The 21,571-nt window shown below is 34.4% G+C and carries 13 protein-coding genes and 2 pseudogenes; all 15 read right to left on the reverse strand.

All coding sequences use genetic code 11. The annotated features are described in order from the left end of the window. Nucleotides 1-598 precede the first annotated feature (598 nt). Nucleotides 599-1,447, reverse strand: coding sequence for a GH25 family lysozyme (locus AC1Q8L_RS22620; protein ID WP_098312198.1), 849 nt, complete (start codon nt 1,445-1,447; stop codon nt 599-601). Continuing rightward, nucleotides 1,447-1,616 (reverse strand): annotated as a pseudogene (locus tag AC1Q8L_RS22625) (BhlA/UviB family holin-like peptide). Before AC1Q8L_RS22625 ends, AC1Q8L_RS22620 begins: the two are co-directional and overlap by 1 nt. A 114-nt stretch (nt 1,617-1,730) precedes the next feature. After that, entirely contained in the window at nt 1,731-2,219 is a 489-nt protein-coding gene (locus AC1Q8L_RS22630; RefSeq protein WP_025117883.1) for a phage holin family protein, read from the reverse strand. 73 nt (nt 2,220-2,292) lie between these two features. Then, the gene (locus AC1Q8L_RS22635; RefSeq protein WP_000279750.1) at nt 2,293-2,673 is read right to left on the reverse strand and encodes a hypothetical protein; all 381 of its coding nucleotides are present in this window, start codon (nt 2,671-2,673) and stop codon (nt 2,293-2,295) included. Nucleotides 2,674-2,688: 15 nt separating this feature from the next. Further along, nucleotides 2,689-3,624: a hypothetical protein gene (locus AC1Q8L_RS22640; RefSeq protein WP_098312197.1), complete on the reverse strand. Its 936-nt coding sequence runs from the start codon at nt 3,622-3,624 to the stop codon at nt 2,689-2,691. Between the two features lie 15 nt (nt 3,625-3,639). Beyond that, nucleotides 3,640-3,983, reverse strand: a pseudogene (locus tag AC1Q8L_RS22645) (hypothetical protein). Continuing rightward, complete coding sequence (locus AC1Q8L_RS22650; protein ID WP_000451643.1) at nt 3,973-4,344, reverse strand: hypothetical protein; 372 nt, start codon at nt 4,342-4,344, stop codon at nt 3,973-3,975. The pseudogene AC1Q8L_RS22645 and the gene AC1Q8L_RS22650 overlap by 11 nt, the downstream one beginning before the upstream one ends. 10 nt (nt 4,345-4,354) lie before the next feature. Next, nucleotides 4,355-5,356, reverse strand: a complete 1,002-nt coding sequence (locus AC1Q8L_RS22655) for a hypothetical protein (RefSeq protein WP_000387295.1) — start codon at nt 5,354-5,356, stop codon at nt 4,355-4,357. Between the two features lie 11 nt (nt 5,357-5,367). After that, nucleotides 5,368-6,303, reverse strand: coding sequence for a hypothetical protein (locus AC1Q8L_RS22660; RefSeq protein ID WP_098312196.1), 936 nt, complete (start codon nt 6,301-6,303; stop codon nt 5,368-5,370). 62 nt (nt 6,304-6,365) lie between these two features. Then, nucleotides 6,366-6,755 carry a hypothetical protein gene (locus tag AC1Q8L_RS22665; protein WP_098312195.1) on the reverse strand — a complete coding sequence of 130 codons (390 nt, stop codon included), beginning with the start codon at nt 6,753-6,755 and terminating at the stop codon, nt 6,366-6,368. Nucleotides 6,756-6,769: 14 nt separating this feature from the next. Then, nucleotides 6,770-13,921, reverse strand: coding sequence for a hypothetical protein (locus AC1Q8L_RS22670; protein ID WP_098312194.1), 7,152 nt, complete (start codon nt 13,919-13,921; stop codon nt 6,770-6,772). Between the two features lie 294 nt (nt 13,922-14,215). After that, complete coding sequence (locus tag AC1Q8L_RS22675; protein ID WP_257147330.1) at nt 14,216-18,064, reverse strand: hypothetical protein; 3,849 nt, start codon at nt 18,062-18,064, stop codon at nt 14,216-14,218. A gap of 21 nt (nt 18,065-18,085) precedes the next feature. Then, nucleotides 18,086-19,822 (reverse strand): hypothetical protein, encoded by a 1,737-nt coding sequence (locus AC1Q8L_RS22680; protein WP_000264163.1) that lies wholly within the window; start codon nt 19,820-19,822, stop codon nt 18,086-18,088. A gap of 15 nt (nt 19,823-19,837) precedes the next feature. Then, nucleotides 19,838-21,169 (reverse strand): hypothetical protein, encoded by a 1,332-nt coding sequence (locus AC1Q8L_RS22685; RefSeq protein ID WP_098312192.1) that lies wholly within the window; start codon nt 21,167-21,169, stop codon nt 19,838-19,840. Nucleotides 21,170-21,181: 12 nt separating this feature from the next. Beyond that, a complete protein-coding gene (locus AC1Q8L_RS22690) occupies nt 21,182-21,559 on the reverse strand; it encodes a DUF8551 domain-containing protein (RefSeq protein ID WP_000006644.1) in 378 nt (125 codons plus the stop codon). Between the last annotated feature and the right edge of the window lie 12 nt (nt 21,560-21,571).

Consider the following 21,571-nt stretch of genomic DNA (forward strand, 5'->3'; position numbering starts at 1 on the left):
TATAATTCCTCCTCTTAATTTTATATATTACAATCCAAATATATCATACATTTTATTCCATGGGATTATATAACATTTTTATAAAATTCAGACTAATTATTAAGAAAATTCAATCTTTAATTGAGTTTTTTGTTCAATAAAAATGTTTTATTAACCAAATAGAACCGAATTCAAATAAACTTCTTTAGATAATAAAGTCCATTTCAATTGAAATGGACTTTGAAACATTATATAAGAAAGCTTCTGATCGATTTTTCATTACCAGAATTCGGAATCGCCTTTTAACTTATAATACTGCATGCCAACATGTAAAGTAGAACAAATTCATCATAGTTTTCCTTTATCAATAGTCCAAAAGGTAAGATATCTATTTTAATTTCAATGTATTTCCAATCTCTTATATATTTTATTTTTTCATTTCCATAAATCCAGCATATTTTAGTTCAAATTGATGTTCATTTGGCTTAGAAGATTCTAATTTAATGAACTGATATTCTAGTTGAACTACCCCACTTCAAACAGTCCGTTAGGACGTTAAGTGGCGGGTAGTTCACTTACATAGAAATAAAAAAAGCCGCCCAACAGGACGGCTTTTGTTTTATTTCAAATACTCGTACCACCAGTTTCTTTCGTCCATCCAAGCTGTAATCTTATCAAGCTCACCATTTGGTAACACTTCGGTTTGCAAGTATGCTAAACCAGTTAATGGATTAGAAATAACTTGTCCTTTAGTTCCACGCTCATTCATAGCATATAGAGCCTCTTGAACCAATGAAATACCAAAACCACCAGATTTAACATATTGATAACCGCCATTAGCAACAGATTGTTTTGATTGTTTCTCTCCGGTAAACCAATCCAGGGTTTTGTCACCTTGCAATAAATTAATATCCACTTTCCCAATACCATCAATATAACCATTGTCGGTATATTGCCAAATGTCACAAGTATAGGATGGTTTCTTCTGTGGACTACCGTCATTTGTTCCGTATCGTGGTAACCAAATAAAATCAGCTTGCACACTTTGTAAATTATAGTCACCGTACATATGATGTGCTACATAAAATCCTACTTTCCAACCTGCAGCTTTACATGTATCAATAAAAGCTTGTGATGCTTTAGCTAAATCACTAAGGTTACCTTTGCTTTTCATTGACTTTACTGTGTCATCTTCCACATCTAATACAAGGAATTTAGCATTAGGATTTACCCTTGCTAAGAAATCCTTAGCTTCCACAATTGCATCTGCTACTGATACGAAACATCCATAAGCATATGCAGCATGTGGAATACCGTATTGTTCTGATTTTGCTACATGTTCATTATACAAATGATCTACTAGATTTGAACCATATTGTACCCTAGCAATTACTAAGTTTAATTGTGTTGCTGCTACATCCCAATTAATACTTCCATTCCATTTTGAAATATCTACAATGTGTCCCATTACTGAACATCTCCTTCAAATAGTTTTTGTTTACTTCCTTTTACGTCTTTAGAAATAGATCCAAAAGCTTTTGCCTATTCTTCAATAACTTCCTGGTTCTTTTGAATAACAGCTTGGTACTGTCTTCACGCTGTTCGTTGTTTTTTTGTGTAGGAAAAAGCATCCACACAAATAATGCTGCGCATGCTCCCTATTGAATACCTGAAATAAAATCTCGATAAACAAAAAGAGCAACTCAATTGAGACTGCTCCTTTTGCTATCATTATTTATATTTGTCTTTATTTAATTTTTTTCTTTTCTAGATTCCGATCTTCTAATTTTCGCTTCAATTTCAGAAGATACACTTTCTAACAACCAAGTAGGAATCCATCTATCCCAGCCAATCCGTACACAATTGGCTGTAAAGCTATTAAAAATATGATAAATCAAACCACCCGTTACCATAAAATAGAAAAACTCTGGTAGTTTAAATGCAATATCAAATAAATGCGCTAAAGAAGGTAATAAAAAAAGCACTACAGTTCGTGCAATGCCCTCAATTCCATATTGTGATGAATACGTACCATCTAATTTTGAAGCCTTACTACCAGTTATCCAATCTAATACAACTACCCATACCAAAATGATAATCCAAATTAAATTAGATTTACCATATAAAAAATTAAATATAGTTCCCAATCCACCACTAATTACGGAAGCAACTTTAAATTGGGTGTTATTAATAACATCCAGTACATTTAATGTTTTTACAAGCTCATGAATCCGTTCCAAACTTTCACCCCCCCTTTTTACATTTCAAAGCAAAATAAAAAAGCCTGCTTTGGCACGCTATCGTATAAAAGATTTACATATTCATTTTCTTCCACGCATACTCTAGTGGTTCATTTCGTGGCGGTTTCATTACTTCTTTTTCAGAAGTTCCTCCCTTATTTTGAGATAAGTTATGCATAACGCCTCGACGAATAGAGATTTGCCTAATACCTGTTCGTATCCAATCATCGGGATTTAAAATACCCCCTTGATGTGTTAGGAGTTGCCTAACGCCTGTATGTGAAAAATCGATTGGATTAACAATATCCCCTTGACGATGTGTATTGATTTCACGTATTCCCTCATGATATAGCGTTGTTGGAGATATGATTATACCCTGATGTGTATTAATTTCGCGTGTTCCCGTACGGTATAGATTTGTTGGAGATATGATCATATCTTGAAGTACTGCCATATACTTACCTCCTACTTATTCAATTCGTAAAGCTACATAGTAATCACTAAATGAATTAAATTGATTAGATATAGGGGCCGACGTGTAAAATAATTTGTACTTATGAATTCCCCCATTTTCAACAACCTCTGTAATATCACCATAAATAAAACCGCTACCTTTATAGATGTAAAAGCCATCGTACTTCCCTCTAAATCCTTCACGACTATCTCCCATGTATAAAGGAGTGAAAACTATCTTTCCTTCATTAGAGGGTGCCTTTAGAAAGACTTTATCCCAATAAAATGTAGAGTTTGTATCAGAATATGAAACGGTACCTAAAAATTTACTTCTATCAGTTATATGTGTAGCTGTTTGACTGCGAGAGCCGCAGCTTAACATAACACTGAAGGGACATGAATAAGGTGAAAATAATTCCGGTTGATAGTATTCCTCTGGCAGACCTATAAAACCAATCACTGTCTTTCCTTTGTGAGATGGGATTTCATCATCATTTGCATATACACAATAAATGACAGTATCTTTATCGACGTATAGATATAGGTCAACCATATATTTTTCATAATTTAAAGCAATTGCCCCACTAGAATAATTTGCTTTCCCTTGATGGAATACTAAAGAGAACCAAACTTCTTCTCCAGTTCCACTCCCACCCTCTTTATCATAACCTCTGATTAGTCTGTAACTACCATCTGTATATTTCACATTCGGTTCTCTTATGTCATACGAACTTGATAATGAAGAATTTTTTGCAAGCGTATCATAAGGACGCAGCTCAATATAATTGTTTTTGGTTCCATCATTACCTGTAGAATACATAACAAAAATATTATTCTTATCCGGTTTGTCAGCATTTAATTGCTGCCATCCAGCCTTTTTCATTTCATCGATAATCTTCATAAAGACTTCTCTGCGCTCTAGTCTGTGTAACCTACAAATTTTATTTGTCATTTTATATGTTCCTCCTTAATTTAAACGTATTGCTTTCATAGAAACATTAAAAGTAGAGGTTGCTACGCCCTATTTTCTATATAAAGATGTACCTTGTTTGTATGATCTTTATCCTCACAAGGAATAGCCAAAATATCATATGTTCTTTTTTCTGATAAGCTTTTATAGACTTGATTCCCATTCTCTTTTTGATCGTACATAAATAACATTGCTTCAACGTTTGAATCATTTGTAACTTGAATCGTACGAATATCGTATTTGTTACACCCTACATCCAGTGGCGTATATAGAACTTTCCCTGGTTCAATTGTAATTTGTATACTCCTCTCAATAAAATTTGTAATTATTTTACTTGCTATATGTTCGCTTTTTCCATGGTGATTCTAATGGTTCTTTTCTTGGTAAATTCTGCTCATAAATTTCTTCTTTTGATAAAAATGAGTTCTGCAAAAAGAATCCTTCTGTATCCCTGGGGGTTACTCGAACACCACCAAGGTAGAAAAACCGTACAAAGTAATCACCTGCCTCATTAAGCATACTCATTGCTTCACCATCACCATACCATACTGCTGGAAATTCACTCATCGTATTATTCTGAGATAATTTGTCACCAGAATAATAAGTTGTAAGAACAAACTCACTCGCTCTATGAAGATATATTTTTGAATAGTTATTTTGAACTAACAAAGGAGTGAAATACTGAGCTTTAAATACCTCCATTGATATCCCCCTACCCTATTCTAATTGCTATGTTAGTACCAAAAAATGAACCTGTAGATTTATAATTAGAGTCACTACCAAAATATCCAGAAGGATGAACTATATACAAATAACGTTCTATATTATTCTCAGTGGTCACCTCAATAATATCACCATTTACTATTTTACCATTAGAAGGACATATCTTTATAAATCCTAATTTACCTCTTAATCCTTCCGTTGGTATATTTAAATAAAAGTCCGTAAGATACATCATACCTTCGGGTCCTGGACTTATCCCCATATAGTCGAACCTTGCATAATATGGACTATTATTAGTAATAACATTTGCAGGTTTATCCATTATGATATACGGATAATTATCCGCCCCCCATTTTGAATCAACGTTGTAATAAGAAGTCGATGACGCAGCATGAATAACAAATGAGTAACTTGGTTCATTCCTCTCTTCCAAGTAAGACTCTTCTGGTATTCCAAAAAAGTTAATATGAGGTTGAATAACTTGCCCCCATGCCTGATAACTTGATCCCCCTGGCTTATACGTAGTAAAATCATTATTATCAGGTACGGTTACAAATATTACTCGATCCAAATCACAATAATAGTAGTAATCTACTTTAATATCAGAACGCATAGAGATATATCCAGACGAGGAAGTGGTAGGATATCTACCATTGAAAAAATTAAATCTTTGATAGCCAGAACCCCCTATCCCAGTTTTCTTCTCGTCATCCCAGTTTGTAAAGTATCGATATAAACAGTTTGACCCATAGGTCCCTCTTCTTATATCGTAGCTAACATTATCAAATACGTTAGTACCTTCATATGGAATAAATTCAATATACATAGGTGTATTTCCTAAACTACCTTTTGAGTGAAGGACTACACTACCGTCAGCCGACACCTTAATGCCTTCATTCATAACTTTCCAACCTACGTCCTTCATTATATTAATAAATGTATCAAATAACCCAGCTTTTGTCGTTGAACCCTTTGTAAAAATAGCTTCCATTTTATATCACCTCATTCTACTCGAATTGCTACTGCTTGTGTAGGGAACGATGTATAGGTCTGATCAGCCGCTCCCAGTGTTGTATAGCGATATCTTTGAACTTCGCTATTAATCGTAATTTGAATAATATCACCATCAAGCATCCCACCCGGCGGTAATGCGTATACTCTCCCTAGCCGTGCACGCATTCCGATATTGTTACCATAACTAATAAATATTTCACTTAAACAAAACTTATTATCTAGGTTTGGTGACATTTGAGGTATTAAACTGTTTACAGAATGTGGTTGGCTTGTTAAAGTAGCTAATTCTGGTAGATTTTTCGGATTGTCTACAACCCGAATACGCTTAGAACCAATCGTTGTCCCAGCATGACCACTATTAGCATAAATTCCACCTGAAAATGGTTTAGTGTAGTTTCGTTGAGCTTCCTCCACAAACGACTGTTCCGGAAAGCCAAAGTACATAATAGTATTTTCTTTTCCTGTATATTTAAATGGTAAAATAACAAAGATAACACAATCCTTATCTGCATAGTAATAATAATCTATATCCCAGTTTAACTCGTAACCTGCACGATTGTAGCTACTTCCATTTTGCCACGTATCATATCTCCGCCCTGGGAAGAATGCTAATGTATCCCATTGGTCTCCACTACGGAAACTTATAGAGTTGCTTGCAGGATCTTTGGTAACACAGCCTAATTTAAAAACTCCATCTGCATATGTTGTCTTTCGAATATCTGCAGCAGTTACGAAACCATCCTCCCAACATAAATTAATAGCAAAATGCCTGTTGCCATTTTTACCGTTTGTGTACAAAACGGGATATGAAGTTGGCGTATCTTCGTTATGGTATATCCAACCTGCATTTTTCATAATATTAATTAACGTTTCGAATAATTCAGATTTCTTGCAAGTTCCTTTTGTAAAAATAGCTTTTGTCATAAATTATCCTCCTCACTGTTTCTATTGATAACCCAAAACTACTTGTATATATAAAACTTACTTTATACTAACGTCGTTACTTTTAATACCACAGTATACAACGAAGGAACATTACTAAAATTTTCAATAAATAGGTGACAAGACTTTGTTTGATCTTTATCGTCACAAGGAATATTGATTATATCGTATGTTCTTTTTTCTTTAATACTGCTGTACTGAATTTGTCCATCTTTTTGTTTATCAAAAATTGTACACTCATAGTCATTATTTGCTGTATTTTCAATAAAGATTGTCCTAAGTTCATACTTGTTTATACCTAGTTCAATAGGTATATACTTCTTTTCATTACTACTAATCTCAACCTTTATTTTTTTTTCGATAAGCTTTGGAAAAATATTTTCTGTTTGTTCCTCTTGCTTATAATATCGATTTACGACCATTGATGTTCCCATCTTTTCACCCCCAACTACTCATGTTCAAGATGTATTTGAAATTGTAATGGAGCAAGCCCAACATAATCTGTTCCCTTTGTTACTTTTAACCAAAACTTTATTGTTTTTTCTGGATTTACATAAGGAATATTGATACTATCTTGATATTGACCTGGTTTACCATTACTGTCTAACGCAAGATCCGCCCATGACCATCCAAATTTATCTTCATATTGAGCAATACTTAAATTCACATTATTCGCTCGTGCAACTGAAGGATTCACAAGTTCTAGCATAATTTCTGATTTCCCTGATATCATATCTGGCAATCGAGTTTGTGCTAATGTTGAAAGCTCCTCACCTGAAAATTTAATTTCTAAATTAGATCCGAACCCATATACATCTCCACCATAAAATGTATTCTTAATAACACCCAATTCTTTACCTTCTACATTTTTCAAAATAACTTTACCTGCAAATTCTAGTGACGGGAGAGTAATTTGAATACCAGTGTTATACCCTGTATTTCCATTGAATATAATTCTCCCAAATTCATCTTCCATCTCCACACTTATATTCGGCGCTATATTAGCAATGGTTAACTTTCTTCCTCTTGTAGCAATAATGGAATCAATATCAAGATTCACAAATTTTGAATTCGATCCTTTTTTTAATACAACACCAAACTTACTACAGTTCATTCTATCTGAGTCGTAAAAATTAAAACCTTCGCCATAATCAGAAAAAAACGTCCAATCTTCATTATCTTTGCACGCCATCCACTTCAATTCAGTTGTTTCTCGAGTACCATCTTCTGTTTCTAAGAACTCGATATTTTCCTCACCGTTTTTCCAAACGATAATACCGCCTTTGTCATCTTCATGGGTTGGCGTATAATCAGCAGATACTTCAAATGCGAATTCTTTCTCATTTGGAAGATCTGCAAGTAATAATGTGTCACGCGAAACATTGTGTAGCATTCTAAAATATCCTTTTCGATCAATTAAAGAATAGCTACCGACAGGAGATGCAATCCATCTGGAATCAAACGTATCAAAATCATCCTTAAAGATTAAACCACTTCTTATTTGATATGGTTTTAATTTCTCATCAGGTAGTTTTAATAGTGTTGCACCTTCTTCTAAGTCAATAGCATCGATACTGATGTATTTCCCTGACAACTCAATAACGTGAATCATATCTTCAAGGTTTTTCTTTTCATATGCAAGTGTTTGGTATTGCATATCTTCTCCTGAAAGTTTAAGGATTTCCTTTTTACCATCGATTTTCAATTCAATGTCTTCCGGATAAGATGGACTTGTCATACTAATTAATCGGAACTTAGTACCCTTGAATAAAAATCTAGCTGATATGGTGCTATCGTTATTGTCTTCCTTACTCTTCCAATGATGAGTATTATTGTAGCAACTAACATCAGCTTCAGTTGTTTTCCAGAAACCGTTGTATTCAATATTCTTGTGAGTATCGTCAAAACGTACCCAACCAGGTTCCGGCTCAACTAACTGGTCACCTAATCTAGCAAGTAAGTATCCGTCAGCGTCAATGTCAATGGAATCTAATGACATAGCTTTACCAATCACTTTTACAGTATGCTTGCCACGGTCTAAACCTATTTTCTCGTAACGTATGACTTGGTTACCTGAAGGACTATTGTAAACCATAGTTTCTTCTTTACCATCAATAAGTACTTTAGAAGTTGCATCGTAACCACTGTCGCCATAAGCTAGAAGTCTAAGTTTAGTACCTACGAACTCAAATTCGAAACTCGTGTCAAGTTTCTTGTCGAGATTGTAATGAGTTGTCTTGTTGTAGTGCTTATCATTACCCGTGGCTAGTTTCCAGTTTCCGATATATCGAATTAAAGGGTCATTATCATCAATTCGTTTCCAACCTTTTTCAGGCTCTGTAAGAACAGTACCTACACCAGGTCGTGAAACAAGACTACCAGTGTCATCAATATCAATAGCATCCATTCGGAAGTCATATTCTAAAGCACCGGGTTGAGTTGTGATAACTGTTACCGTTACATCGTGCTCAATATCTTCTAAACCGAGTTTCTCATATTTCAAGACTTGGTTTGTATCTTGTAGTGCAATAGCGTCAAAATCCTCTTCAGGTAAGTCATCTATTTTTACTCTGATTCTATCTGAATAATATTGTTTAGTAGCACAACCAACAATGAGTCGTAACTTAGTACCTTTAAATCTGAATACCATACTTGCATTTTTACCCTTTTTAGCACAAGTACTTTTTCCGCCATAAGCACCGTTATAGGCTACGTTTTTACTCCAGTTAGCATCATATTGAATGTATGTGGCGTTGTCATCATAACGTTTCCATCCATAGTTTGGATAAGTAGAAACATCACCAATACTTACAGGTAGTCTATCAATGTGTCCAGTAGCGTCGATATCAACACCAATAAATTGAGGGTCCCAACCTTCATGAGTTCCACCGTTGACTGTTACCACGTGGTATCCTTCATCTAGGTTAAGTACTTCACAAGCAACTTTAGCTGGTCCGGATACAGGGAACATATTAACAGGATACTTCACTCCGTCAATTAATACGTGACCAAGTTGTTCTTCATTTGAGCCTAAGTTAGACGAATAAATCAATCTAAATTTTGTACCGAAGAATCTAAACTGAATTTTATCGAACGAGTACTTGATAGGTGGTGTTTGATTTTGGTAATCCATGCCACCAGTATAATCGAAATACATATTCTCCTTCGTAAAACGTTGCCAACCTGATTCTGGTGTAGCTAAGAAATCTCCAACTGTTATTGGTGGTTTTTCAATATAACCATCTGCATCAATGTCAATTGCATCTAAGCAAAGTCGATAAAGAATATTCTTTGTTCCACACTGAATTCTAACTTTATGCAACTCTTTAGTTAAACCTAACTTTTCATAAGCAAGTCCTTGATATACCCTAGCAGGTGATACTTGACTATACTGCTCAGTTACACCGTCAATTGTAATTGTTACATCATCTGGATGGTCTGCTGCTGCATCTAAGAGAGAAATAATTCTGAGTCGAGTTCCGTAGAAATTGAATTCAACTGCACCAGTAGAGTCTTTAGATGGTACATAATGCCAAGAACCGTTATACCAAGAATTATTTGTCCCTTTTTCCCAAGTACCCTGGTATTTAAGTAACGAGTCAGTATCATCAATTCGTTTCCAACCAGCTTCAGGTTGTAACAGTTGGTCCCCGACCTTAACTGGTGATTTACCTCCAATTGAACCAGATTCATCAATGTCGATTGCATCGAGATTTATATATCTACCTTTTATTTCAACAGTATGCAATTTATTTGATAAACCTAACTTCTCGTATATTAACGACTTGTAGACAGCAGTTAAACCTGAGGGTCTAAAGAAATTGATAGTTTCTTCTACTCCGTCAATTAGAATTTTAGCGCCAGATTCATACTCAGATAACCCAATTCCAATAATTCTAAGCTTTGTCCCTGTAAAATTAAATTTTATAGAAACTGGGTTAGAATCAGGTGGGATGTTTGAACTTGCATGTTTATAATGAACGGTTTTGTTGTAGCATCTACCATCAGCATCGGTTGTTGCCCATACACCATTGTATTCAATATTACTATCTGTATCGTCAATTCGTTGCCAACCAGGTTGAGGCTCGAATAATACATCACCAAAGTTAGTAGGAGTTTCTACTAATTCTCCTCCTTTTATATCAAAAGCATCGAATGTACATTGAGTACCTGAAAGTTTTACTTTATGAACGCTGTCGGGTAAGTTTTTCTCGTATAGTATAACCTGATACTGAGTCTTGGCCCGATCAGTTGTAGTGTTAACCTTATATTTCTCAGTCACACCGTCAATTTCAATGGAAACATCCTCCCAAGAACTTTCGGAGTAGGTTTCTGAAATGACACGAAGGCCTGTACCTTTGAAAGAGAACTCTACTGTCCCTAATGTTCTGTTCGAGTGGTCAGGAACTCTAAAAGTTGCTGTTTTATTGTATCCGCCTTCATACCCTCCATCCTTAGCTAAAGCCCAGTAATCACCTCTGTAATGAATTAACGGATTTGTATCATCTACACGAGTCCATCCTGGTTCGGGTTGTAATAGAATGTCTCCTACTTTAGCAGGTGGTTTTTGAATACTTCCGTCACTATCAATATCAATAGCATCAAAAGTTAACGGGAAAGGCGAATTAGTTCCGGATTTAATAACCACATCGTGAACACCTTCTGCCAAACCTAATTTCTCATAAACCAATGTTTGATATCCAACTTTAGTAGCTTGCTCACTGTAAAATTCCTCTTGACCATCGATTATAATCTTAATATCGTTACTTCGATACTGGGACTCGTGTATACAACCAATAATTCTAAGTCTAGTGCCTGAAAATTGGAATTGTACTTCCCCTGAAGCTCCGTCAACATAGTGGAATGTATTGTTAAACCATTCAGGAGTAGTATCACCCGACTTCCACCAATCACCTACATATTTAAAACTAGAATCGGTATCGTCAATACGCTTCCAACCCGCCTCCGGTTGTAATAATTGGTCTCCTACTTTAATAGGAGGTTTACTCATTGAACCATTGTCGTCGATGTCTATAGCGTCAAGTGAGAGTGCACCAGGGTTTTCACACTTAATAGTAACTTCGTGAACGGCATCAGCTAATCCTAATTTCTCGTAGCATAAAACACTTCCATAAGCTCTATCTACAACTCTCGACTCTGAATAGTACTGAACTTGACCATCTATACTTATTGCAACTTTGTTACTATGATTCTCATAAACAGAACACATCAATCTCAGCTTAGTACCTTTAAAATTAAATTTAATTTGAGCTGATTTATCGGTGTTCAGGTTGTTATGGCAAGTGTTATTGTAGTACTGTCTGGTAGAATCTGAATCACTTGTCCAATTGCTACCTAGATACTGAATATTTGTATCTATATTATCAATTCGTTTCCAACCCGGTTCTGGTTGAATTAATTGGTCACCTACTTTAGCAGGCGGTTTTTGAATACTTCCGTCACTATCAATATCAATAGCATCGAAGTTTATATTAAGACCGGATAGTTTAACTTTATGCTCACCGTTTGCTAAACCTAGTTTCTCATAAACTAAGGACTGATATTGAGCATTTGGTTGCTCGAAGTTTATAGTCTCAACCGGTTGTTCGTCAATCCAAATTTGACCTTCTCTATACCCAGCAGAAAGTAATCCTATTATTCGTAACTTAGTGCCATTGAATACAAACTCAACCGTAGCAAGTTTATCTGAGTTCGGACAATAGTGAGTAGATCCTCCAGACCATTTGGCATCTGAATGAGTTGCCCATCCGTCTCCTGTATATTTAAAGCTCGAATTAGAATCTTCAATTCGTTTCCAACCATCTTCAGGTTGTAACAGTTGGTCCCCAACCTTTACTGGTGGCTTACCTCCAATTGAACCAGATTCATCAATGTCAATAGCATCGAGATTCATAAATTTACCTTTTATTTCAACAGTATGCAACTGATTAGGTAAACCTGTCTTCTCGTATATTAACGCCTTGTGGATAGGTGGGAAGTCTTTAGGTCTGAAGAAATTGATAGTTTCCTCTACACCGTCGATTAAAATCTTAGCATTTGCGTCATACAATGATAATGCAAGTCCGATAATTCTAAGTTTTGTTCCTGAAAAGTTAAACTTTATCGAAACCGGGTTAGAATCAGCTGGCGTGTTTGAAGTTGCATGTTTATAATGAAACGTGTTGTTGTAGTATCTAGCATCAGCTGTACTCGTTGCCCATACACCAGTGTATTCAATATTATTATCTGTATCGTCAATTCGTTTCCAACCCAGTTGAGGTTCTAGCAATTGTTCACCCACATTTATTTCAGAAACAAAATACTCACCATCTTTTAAGTCTATAGCAGATAAACTTAAATTACCCGACTTGTTAGCGTAGATTTCTACGGTATGAATTCCTAATGGTAACCCTAACTTTTCAACAGATATCCGATCTCCATCTGAATCTCCTCGGAAGTTGTAGTAACTCGAGATGCCGTCTATAGTTATCTTTGCATTAGTTGCTGAGTTATTAAAGTGAGTTGATATAACTCTAATAGCACTACCATAGAATTTAAATTTAAGGTAACCGAAATCTCGAGTTGTTGTATATTTATCAGTGTCCTTGTAGGGTTCCCATGCACCCTCGGGGTAGTATTTTATAGCTACTGTACCATCACTTAATTTCGCATTAAACTTATGACGCTTCCAACTAGGTTCCGGGTTTGGTAGGAGGTCACCTTGTTTAGCTTTAGGAACAATAGTGCCACCTAAAATATCGAATGCATCAACAACCATGTGAGTTGTTCCGGTTAACTTAATTTCATGTACTTTATCTTCGAGACCTAGGACTTCGTAAGCTACAATTTGACCCTTAAGGTTATTTACTTTCGAATCCCATATTTTATAACTACCGTAAGGAACACCATCAATTTGAACATTCATATCAGGTCTTTGTGATTGATATCTCGGACTAATTATTCGAATACCTGTACCTTTAAAGTGGAATTGAACAGTACCCTCGTCAGTAGCATTAGAAGACCTGTTTGTGTAAGTATTTTTGTAATAACCAGTTAATGACGTACGAGGTGTCCAAGTTTGACCTATATACGTTATATTCTCATTTGTATCATCAATTCGAGTCCAACCCGATTCTGGTTCTGTCAGTACTTGGTCTACTTTAGGAGTAAAAATAGACCCTCCCTGAACATCAACTGCATCGAAATACAATGCATCTGTACTGATAATTATTGTATGAGGACCGGGTGCTAAGTTTAATTTCTCAAACATTATACATTGATATACAGTACTTACAGAACTGTCGTACATTTCAAAGGTTCCGGAATCTACTCCATCAATAACAACATTTGTTTTTAAACCTTTAAACTCAGTAACGGACGTTTTCTGAGACATTAAACGTAACCCTGTACCGGTGAAGGTAAACTTAATCCCGTAAGGTGTAGTCTTAGGGTAAGCTTTCATATGAACTGAGTTATTATAAGTAGCAGGACTATTTGTAGATACTAGCCAATCACCTGTATAAAAAATATTCGTGTTTATATCATCAAAACGACTCCAGCCCGTTTCTGGCTGAAGTAATTGGTCACCAAGTTTTGCCATAATATCACCTCTCTATTTTGTCTTACGATAATTCCGCTTGCTCCACCAGTAAGGTCTACTATGGCATAACCATACTAGCCAACAGCTTGATGGATCAATAAATTTAAATATTTCATGCATAACAGAAAGGAACTAATTTACTTACTAAAAGACATTTAAAATACAATTGAACTGCTTAAGCTTTTACTTTTACAACAGCTCTAGCAGTTCAATTTTAACAATTACATAATGCCATAAAATACGAATATTCGATATAATATAATTAAATAAAAGCTAATCTAGCACTCTACTTTATTATCTCGTTTTCTTCCAATTCCAATTATTCCACCAAGATTCCCGGCTATGTTTTAACCATATTTTTGGTTCTTCTTCGATTAATATATCGCTTTCCTCAAATTCAACCGGTTCTTCTGCCTGATAGATATTTTCTAATTTAAACGTATCGTTTTCAACAAGTATACTTTCGTTTTCTAAAATGCGATTAAATTGTTCTATTTCATCTATATTCGTATGAACGAGATTTCTTCTATTCACTGGAGTTGATTGGATCTCTATACTAGATAATTCTCTTACATTTTCAAACATACCGTATGTATTTATAGATGCTTTATGAGTTGATTTTCTTTCCCATTCATTTAGCTCATGAATATTTGAAGCCTCTTCAATTGACTTCCGATGCATATCCTTCAATTCTAAAATATTCATCATTATATTTCGTACTGTACGTTCTACTTCTTCATTCTTCACTACATTTGTATTAAATTCTCTTACATCTTTATGAAATTGATCCGTGACTACTATATTTGCCTCTGCCTCTTTCATAAGCTTTTCCATTGGGGCAGATGTAATATTCTTTGCATACCAATTTCGATCATTCATTGCGGTTTCATATTGTTCAATACTAATCTGTAACTCTCTGTCAATAATCTTAAAATTCTCTTTATCGATCATTTTTGCAGCTAATTCTTTTACGACTTTTACATTATCTATCGTTGCAACGGTCGCATCAACTTCTTGCAAGACATTACCAAACTGATAGAATGAACTAATTTCTGCTCTTGTTTCATTTTCTTTATTCATTATTTCATATGTATCTATATTTGTTTGTAATTCTCTTTGGATTCTTGCAAACAAATCATAATCTGGTAAATAAACTGTAATCCCTAATCCTTCGAATAGATCAAACTCTTCATACAATGCTTCTATTTCTTTTTCTTTTTCTAATACAAAAGTATCACTTTCAACAAGTATACTTTCGCTGTCTACTGTTCGGCTGGATTGTTCTATCTCACCAATAGTAGTATTAAAAGTATTGTACTTATTCGTTAAAGTTGTACGGATTTCTTCACTAGCTAGTTCTCTTTCAGACTCACTTACATCATATTCATGTATTGATGCTTTATTATCTGCTTTTCTTTGCCATTCGTCTGCTTCAAAAATATTTGACTCGTACTCATTATTAATTTGTCGCATATCATCAAAATGCTTAATTTTCATTATGAGTTGTTTCGTAAGTCGTTCTAACTCTTCATCCTTAATTACATTTGTATTACGTTCTTTTATTATTCTCTCTAATTGATCAGTAACGATTATATGCGTATCTATTTCTGGCACTCGCTTTGTCATCAGATTAGATATAGTACTTTCTGCATACCAATTCCTATCATTCGTTGCAGTTTCATATTGTTCAATACTAGTTTGTAACTCTTTCTCAATATGTCCTATATCATTACTATCAATTATATTAGTTGCTACTTCTTTCACTAGATGACCAATCGAATCAACCGTATTAATTTCTGCTTCTATATTATTTTCTCTATTTGCTATTTCAGCTGTCTCTATATTCGTTAGTAATTCCCTTTGAATCCTTGCGAACAAATCATACTCCGGTAAGTAAACTGGAGTTCCTATTAAATCAAAAAGATCAAATTCTTCGTAACGAGAATCCTGTTCTTTTACGCGTCTATTAACAAGTTCATATCCTTCATCATTATGCGCTATCAATTGTTCTTGCTTTGTAAACTCTACAGGGCTAATACATTCTGATTCATTATCGACTCTAACTCTTTCACTTGTTATTGGTTCATTACTTTCTTCACTTATAAACAACCGATCATACAATACAGAATCCGCTACTTTATCATCCTCCACTAACAACTCATGAAGGTCACGCTTTGCTAATTCATACGCATTTGTAAATGGAGTTTCTATTTCACATAGAATCCGATTCATGGAAGATATATCTGCTTGAGCAGTATGATACTGTCCATTTACTCGATTGAAATGTTCATATCCATATATCCCTATATCTTCTTGCTCACCTATAACTCGATTAGAAAGTTCATAAGAAGGTACATTCACTTCCATTTGTAATACTTTTCTATCAATAGCAGCTACATCGAAAAAGACTCCCTCTTTCTCTTGTATGCTTCTATCTGCTAGATCCGTATCACGAACATTACCATATACTGAACGTATGTCTCTTTTAGCTGAGTTAACTGTTATTTGTTTCGCTTGTAGTTCTCTCTGTACACGAGCAAATAAATCATAGTCTGGCATATAAACTGGGATTCCTAAACTATTAAAAAGATCAAATTCCTCATAAAATCCAGTCAATTTTTTGATTTGTCTACTAGCAAATTCATAGTTATCTTGAATAGTCCCCCATAATTGTTTATGTATTAGGTCCATTTCCTCATGGTGTATATATTCAGTCCATACATGTTTCGTTTTCTTATTAACTTGTTCGTCTTCAGCTAATTTTACTTCTACTTCTTTTGTGAGCACATCACTCTGTATCATTTCTGGAAGATTATAATCCATGTACAAATAATTCTGACTGGATACCATCAATGTTTCTACTAAAATTACCTCATTAGAATGGTACTGTCTCTCCAATAACTCATATTCACTTATGAATTTACTTTCATATTCATGCGTTATATGATTCATGTCATTCATTTCTATGTGAGATGAATCATATTCTATTAATAGTTTTTGAGCGTTATTATATACATGGCCACCATATGTATATATGTCTTGCATTATGCGGTCCGCAAATGACACATCATATTCATTAGTTTGAAGTTCCAACTTTTTACGCTCTAAATCTTCTATATTAATAAATTTTCCATCTATCTTCAGCGCTTTTCTATTTACAAATTCAAAATAATTTATTTCACCATTTCGCTGAATGGCATTTCTATTCGCTGTATTGTAATTTATATTACGAGCCTGTATTTCTCTTTGTTTACGAGCAAACAAATCATAATCTGGCATATAAACCGGAATTCCTGTATCAGTAAATAAATCAAATTCCTCATAAGAAGTAGTTACTTCTCTTGACATGTTATTATAAAGCTCAAAATCACTTATATCTTGTACAGGTAATTCTTTTTGGCTAATCTCTACATGATCCACATTTCTAACTAGAGTACTACATATTTCTTGCTCTCTTCTTTCAGTCAATATTGTTTCATAAAACCCTTCGCCATATAAAATACGTGCAATCTGTACCCATCGCGGTATTTCATCTACATTGGTTGCAAATTCTCGTAATTTCTGTTTTACTCTCTCTTGCTCAATTGGGAGCATATTACCTGCTTTATATATCTTACGATCTGTACTAGACATTTCTGTTACATCTGCATACTTTGTATCTAATCTGCTTCCATTGTTCCCTTCCATATGTTCCATATCAAAAGTTCGGTCATGTTGCATTGCTTTCTGATAGTAATGAACATCTGCAAGAATTTCTTTAAGCGGTTTAGAATCCTGTATGCTTAACAGTTCCATGTTGATACTCCGCATTAGGTTTGCAATATCCACTTTAGCAATATTAGCAGTCACCTCAACTTGCCTTATTGCCTCTACAACAAGGTCTGTTAATATACCTTTTCCCTTTACTATTTTGGTTGCAAATACCCCAGCATCTTCTTCCTTAACAGCTTTGAATCTTGAATATGGTGGCAAACTGACTGGAAAATTATTCGCATTTTTTACAAAAGGATTTAAAACAGAAAGCGAGAGACTATATGTTTTCTTCATTGTTGATCCCAAAGGAATCGAAACAACATGACTCTTCTTTTTCGTACATAAAGAAGGGGAAGCAATAGAATAAATTTTCTCACTCACTCTCTGCATTCCCCCTTATATGATTAATGATTAAATATCTTCTTTATAAATAGCTAGACCAATTGGATTAAATGGCGTTGCTTTCGCTTGTGTCATCGGAGAGACTGCGGTAGTCGGCAACGTATAACGATATAATTGTGCAAATTCATAACTTGCTGTAATCTCTACCCCGTTAATTGGAATTTCTTTAAACGTCACTGTTTTATCATCTTCATTTAAAACAAAGTCAGTATTAGGAACTAAAGTACATCCACTTAACAACTTAAGTGTTCCTGCTTTAGGTTTATGCTCTAAATGGAAAACTTTTCTCATTCCATTTCCTTTTCCTAAAGATTCACTTGTAACTTCCTTTTCAATTTCCAATTCATCGGCCTGTTGAATATTTTTTGGGTGAACAGCATAAACATCATCTAATTTCCCAACATATCCATCATTAGGATGAACGATATAAATCTGTGACAGATGATATTTTCCACTATAGACAGATGGATTAAATCGACCTTGTCCACTATCAATATCCATATCGTGCGTAATAAATGATAAATAATGTTTTTGATACATTGCACCTGTGTATGATTGAGCTAATAATACAGAATCATTTCCATTACCTGTATTTTCTCCGTAGTCTAAATTTGCATTTCCAATTTTTTTATTAGGCGCATAATTATATTGATCTCCGTTACGACAACCACCAATAATTACAGTGTTTTTACGCGGTGCATTATCAAATGTGTACATTCTTCCAATATATAATGGTACAAATAATGCTCGAACAGGACTTGGTGTTGGATCTACACGCATAAACATAACAATACGGTCTTTGTTTCCATTTCCATACATATAAACGACAGAATCACGTTTCCAATCTTTCGTAAAACGAGCGTCCGGTGTAAAACTAATTGGTGTATAAGGCGAAGGGTTTACAAAATTAACTGTAGAGTATACTTCAGCCATAATACTTTCCATTTTTTGCACGTCAAATGATGTCTTTGCTACTAAAGTATCTAACGTTCCGTCTGCCTTTGGTGCTAAAAAATACACTCCAGAAAATTTAATGTTCTCGGAACTTTTTGGGGCAGTTTGAAATTCAATTGCTGTATCTGAAATTGTATATTCCCCCGGATCGACCATCTGATTATTTCTATAAACCATAAAACGACTTTCATCAAAATTTGAAAATGGCAAATTAAATGATTTTTTTGAACCGGTACCGTTTCCTAAATCACTTTCAGCATCTGATAACTTTACTTCCTTCTCAATAAAATATTGGTTAAACGTAAAGAAAATCATATCATTATTTGGTTCGTATGCATCATTTGTTAATCGATACTCACAGGTGATTTTATCTCCTTTTGAAATCGCTTGATTAAAAATAACTTTCCCCGCTTTAGCATCAACTTTATATTTATCCTTTTCTAGTAAAATGCTATTTACATACACTAATAAAGAACTTTCAACTACAGGAAATGTCGGAATTTGAAATTCCTTTTTCACTCCATCTCCCATGCCTAGCTTTCCTAATGGAGAATCCACAGGAATAAATCTACCATCTGTAAAATCAGAATCGCTCGTATCATAAGCATTTGCCACTCCAAATCTGCGCCATTCTCCATCGCTACCTAACGATTCAAATAATCGAACATCAATAAATTTATTGATACCACTTCTAATTTTAAAGTATAACTTTCGACTCCATCCTCGCTCTGTAATCATTTTCTCTAATTCAACCGGTAATGTTTGTAAATAAGCTACTTTATCAAACCACATGTTTTTCTCTCCCCTTTACATTGACTTCTCATAAATTCCTAATCCAGCTGGACGATATGGTGTCGCTGGTCTTTTTGTAATTGGCGAAATCGCATCAACATTATAAAAACGATAAATATCAAATGTATCTGGACAAGTATTTTTTCGCACTTTTAATTTATCCCCATTCAATAATCCTAAAGGAGATAGTAAAACCATATGAGGTAAGAAACCTCGCACACCTTCATCTGGATGAACAATATAAGCACGAGATGTATGAACTCGACCACTATATACCGAAGGATTAAATTGATACTTATATTCATCATTATCATGAGACTGCCAAGCTAGTGGATATTGACCACCATTTACTCCTTTTCTATCAGGCGGCATCTCATTCGGAGCAACATTCCAAGCAATATAATGCGCTTGATATCTAGCCCCTAATCGCGAACGCTTAATAATAACGTTATCAATGCCATTACCCGGTGATTTAGGATACGTTTTTAAAATTGGCAAACTATCATTCACATTTCTATATGGTTTCTTATCATTAAAATCAAATGCATGTGAGCTATTTTCTGTACCTGTATCAAATGCTGTCCCAGCCCAAAGTGCGTCACCAATTTGATCATCTTTCGCATAGCTTTCAATTTTGCCCATGTATAAAGGTGTAACCGGAACTACATTATTTTCAAATGCAGGTGTATTATCTGCTTGAATTAATAAAACTACACGATCCTTATCTACTTGGCCAGTCACTCTAACTAATGAATCAGGCCACCAATTTGTTTTCACATCAATACCTTGTAGGTTTGGGTTTCGTAATGTTATTTTTACAAATGGTGACATCATAACGTCTGTATTAGCATCAGTATAGGCGATAACCGGGTCACCATCCTTCATATAAATGTCTGTTTTACTCACTTCTACATCTATTAGACCCTTTGGAAAAGTATCAAAAGTCACTACTGATGCTGTTCCTTCTTTAAATACCGGTTCTTTTTCAATCATATAAATATAAAAACAAGAACGATCAAGATTTCTACTATATCTTAATTTTGCATCCTTAATAAACTCCGCCTTATCCTCTTCTGTATCAAATTTATAAGTAACATCTTTTTTAGGTATATCCCAAGAAGCAATTTGAACTAATCCATACATAGTTCCTTCTACATTTTTAATAATTGTGTGTTCTGCTAAACCAAATTTAATTAAACTGTCTCTATCATAATAATTATTTCTTAGTTGTAAGGAATACCCCGCCTTTTGAAACTTTTTAACCTTTGTCCATCCGTTATTAGTTACTAGATTTGTAATATCGTCTAAGAAACTTCCCTCTTGAAATAACTTTTCAATAAACGCCACTTTACTTCACTCCTAATCTTTTAAAAATTGATAATTAAGCCAAATAGCTTTTTTCTCTAAAGATTTATTTATATATTCAAAACGGATAATCGCTTTCGCAGGAATTTGTTTAACAACAGAAAAATTAAATCCTTCGGGAACATCTTTCATATAAATTTCATCTGCTATTTTTTCATTATTAATATATAAATTCCAATAGTCATTATCGTTATATTTTGATGCACCAATAGAAAATGCAATCATTTCCATATCAACTGGTGCTATAAATTCATTATGATGAATATTTTCATAAACACCTATTCTTCTTCCTTTTATAAAAGGAATCGTTTTGGTTGGAAAGTATGGAGCATCTAATCGGCCACCCGCCATATAATTTACAGCAAAACTCATAATCTCCCTCCA

The sequence above is a fragment of the Bacillus sp. GW823-FHT06A11 genome, from assembly GCF_058795355.1.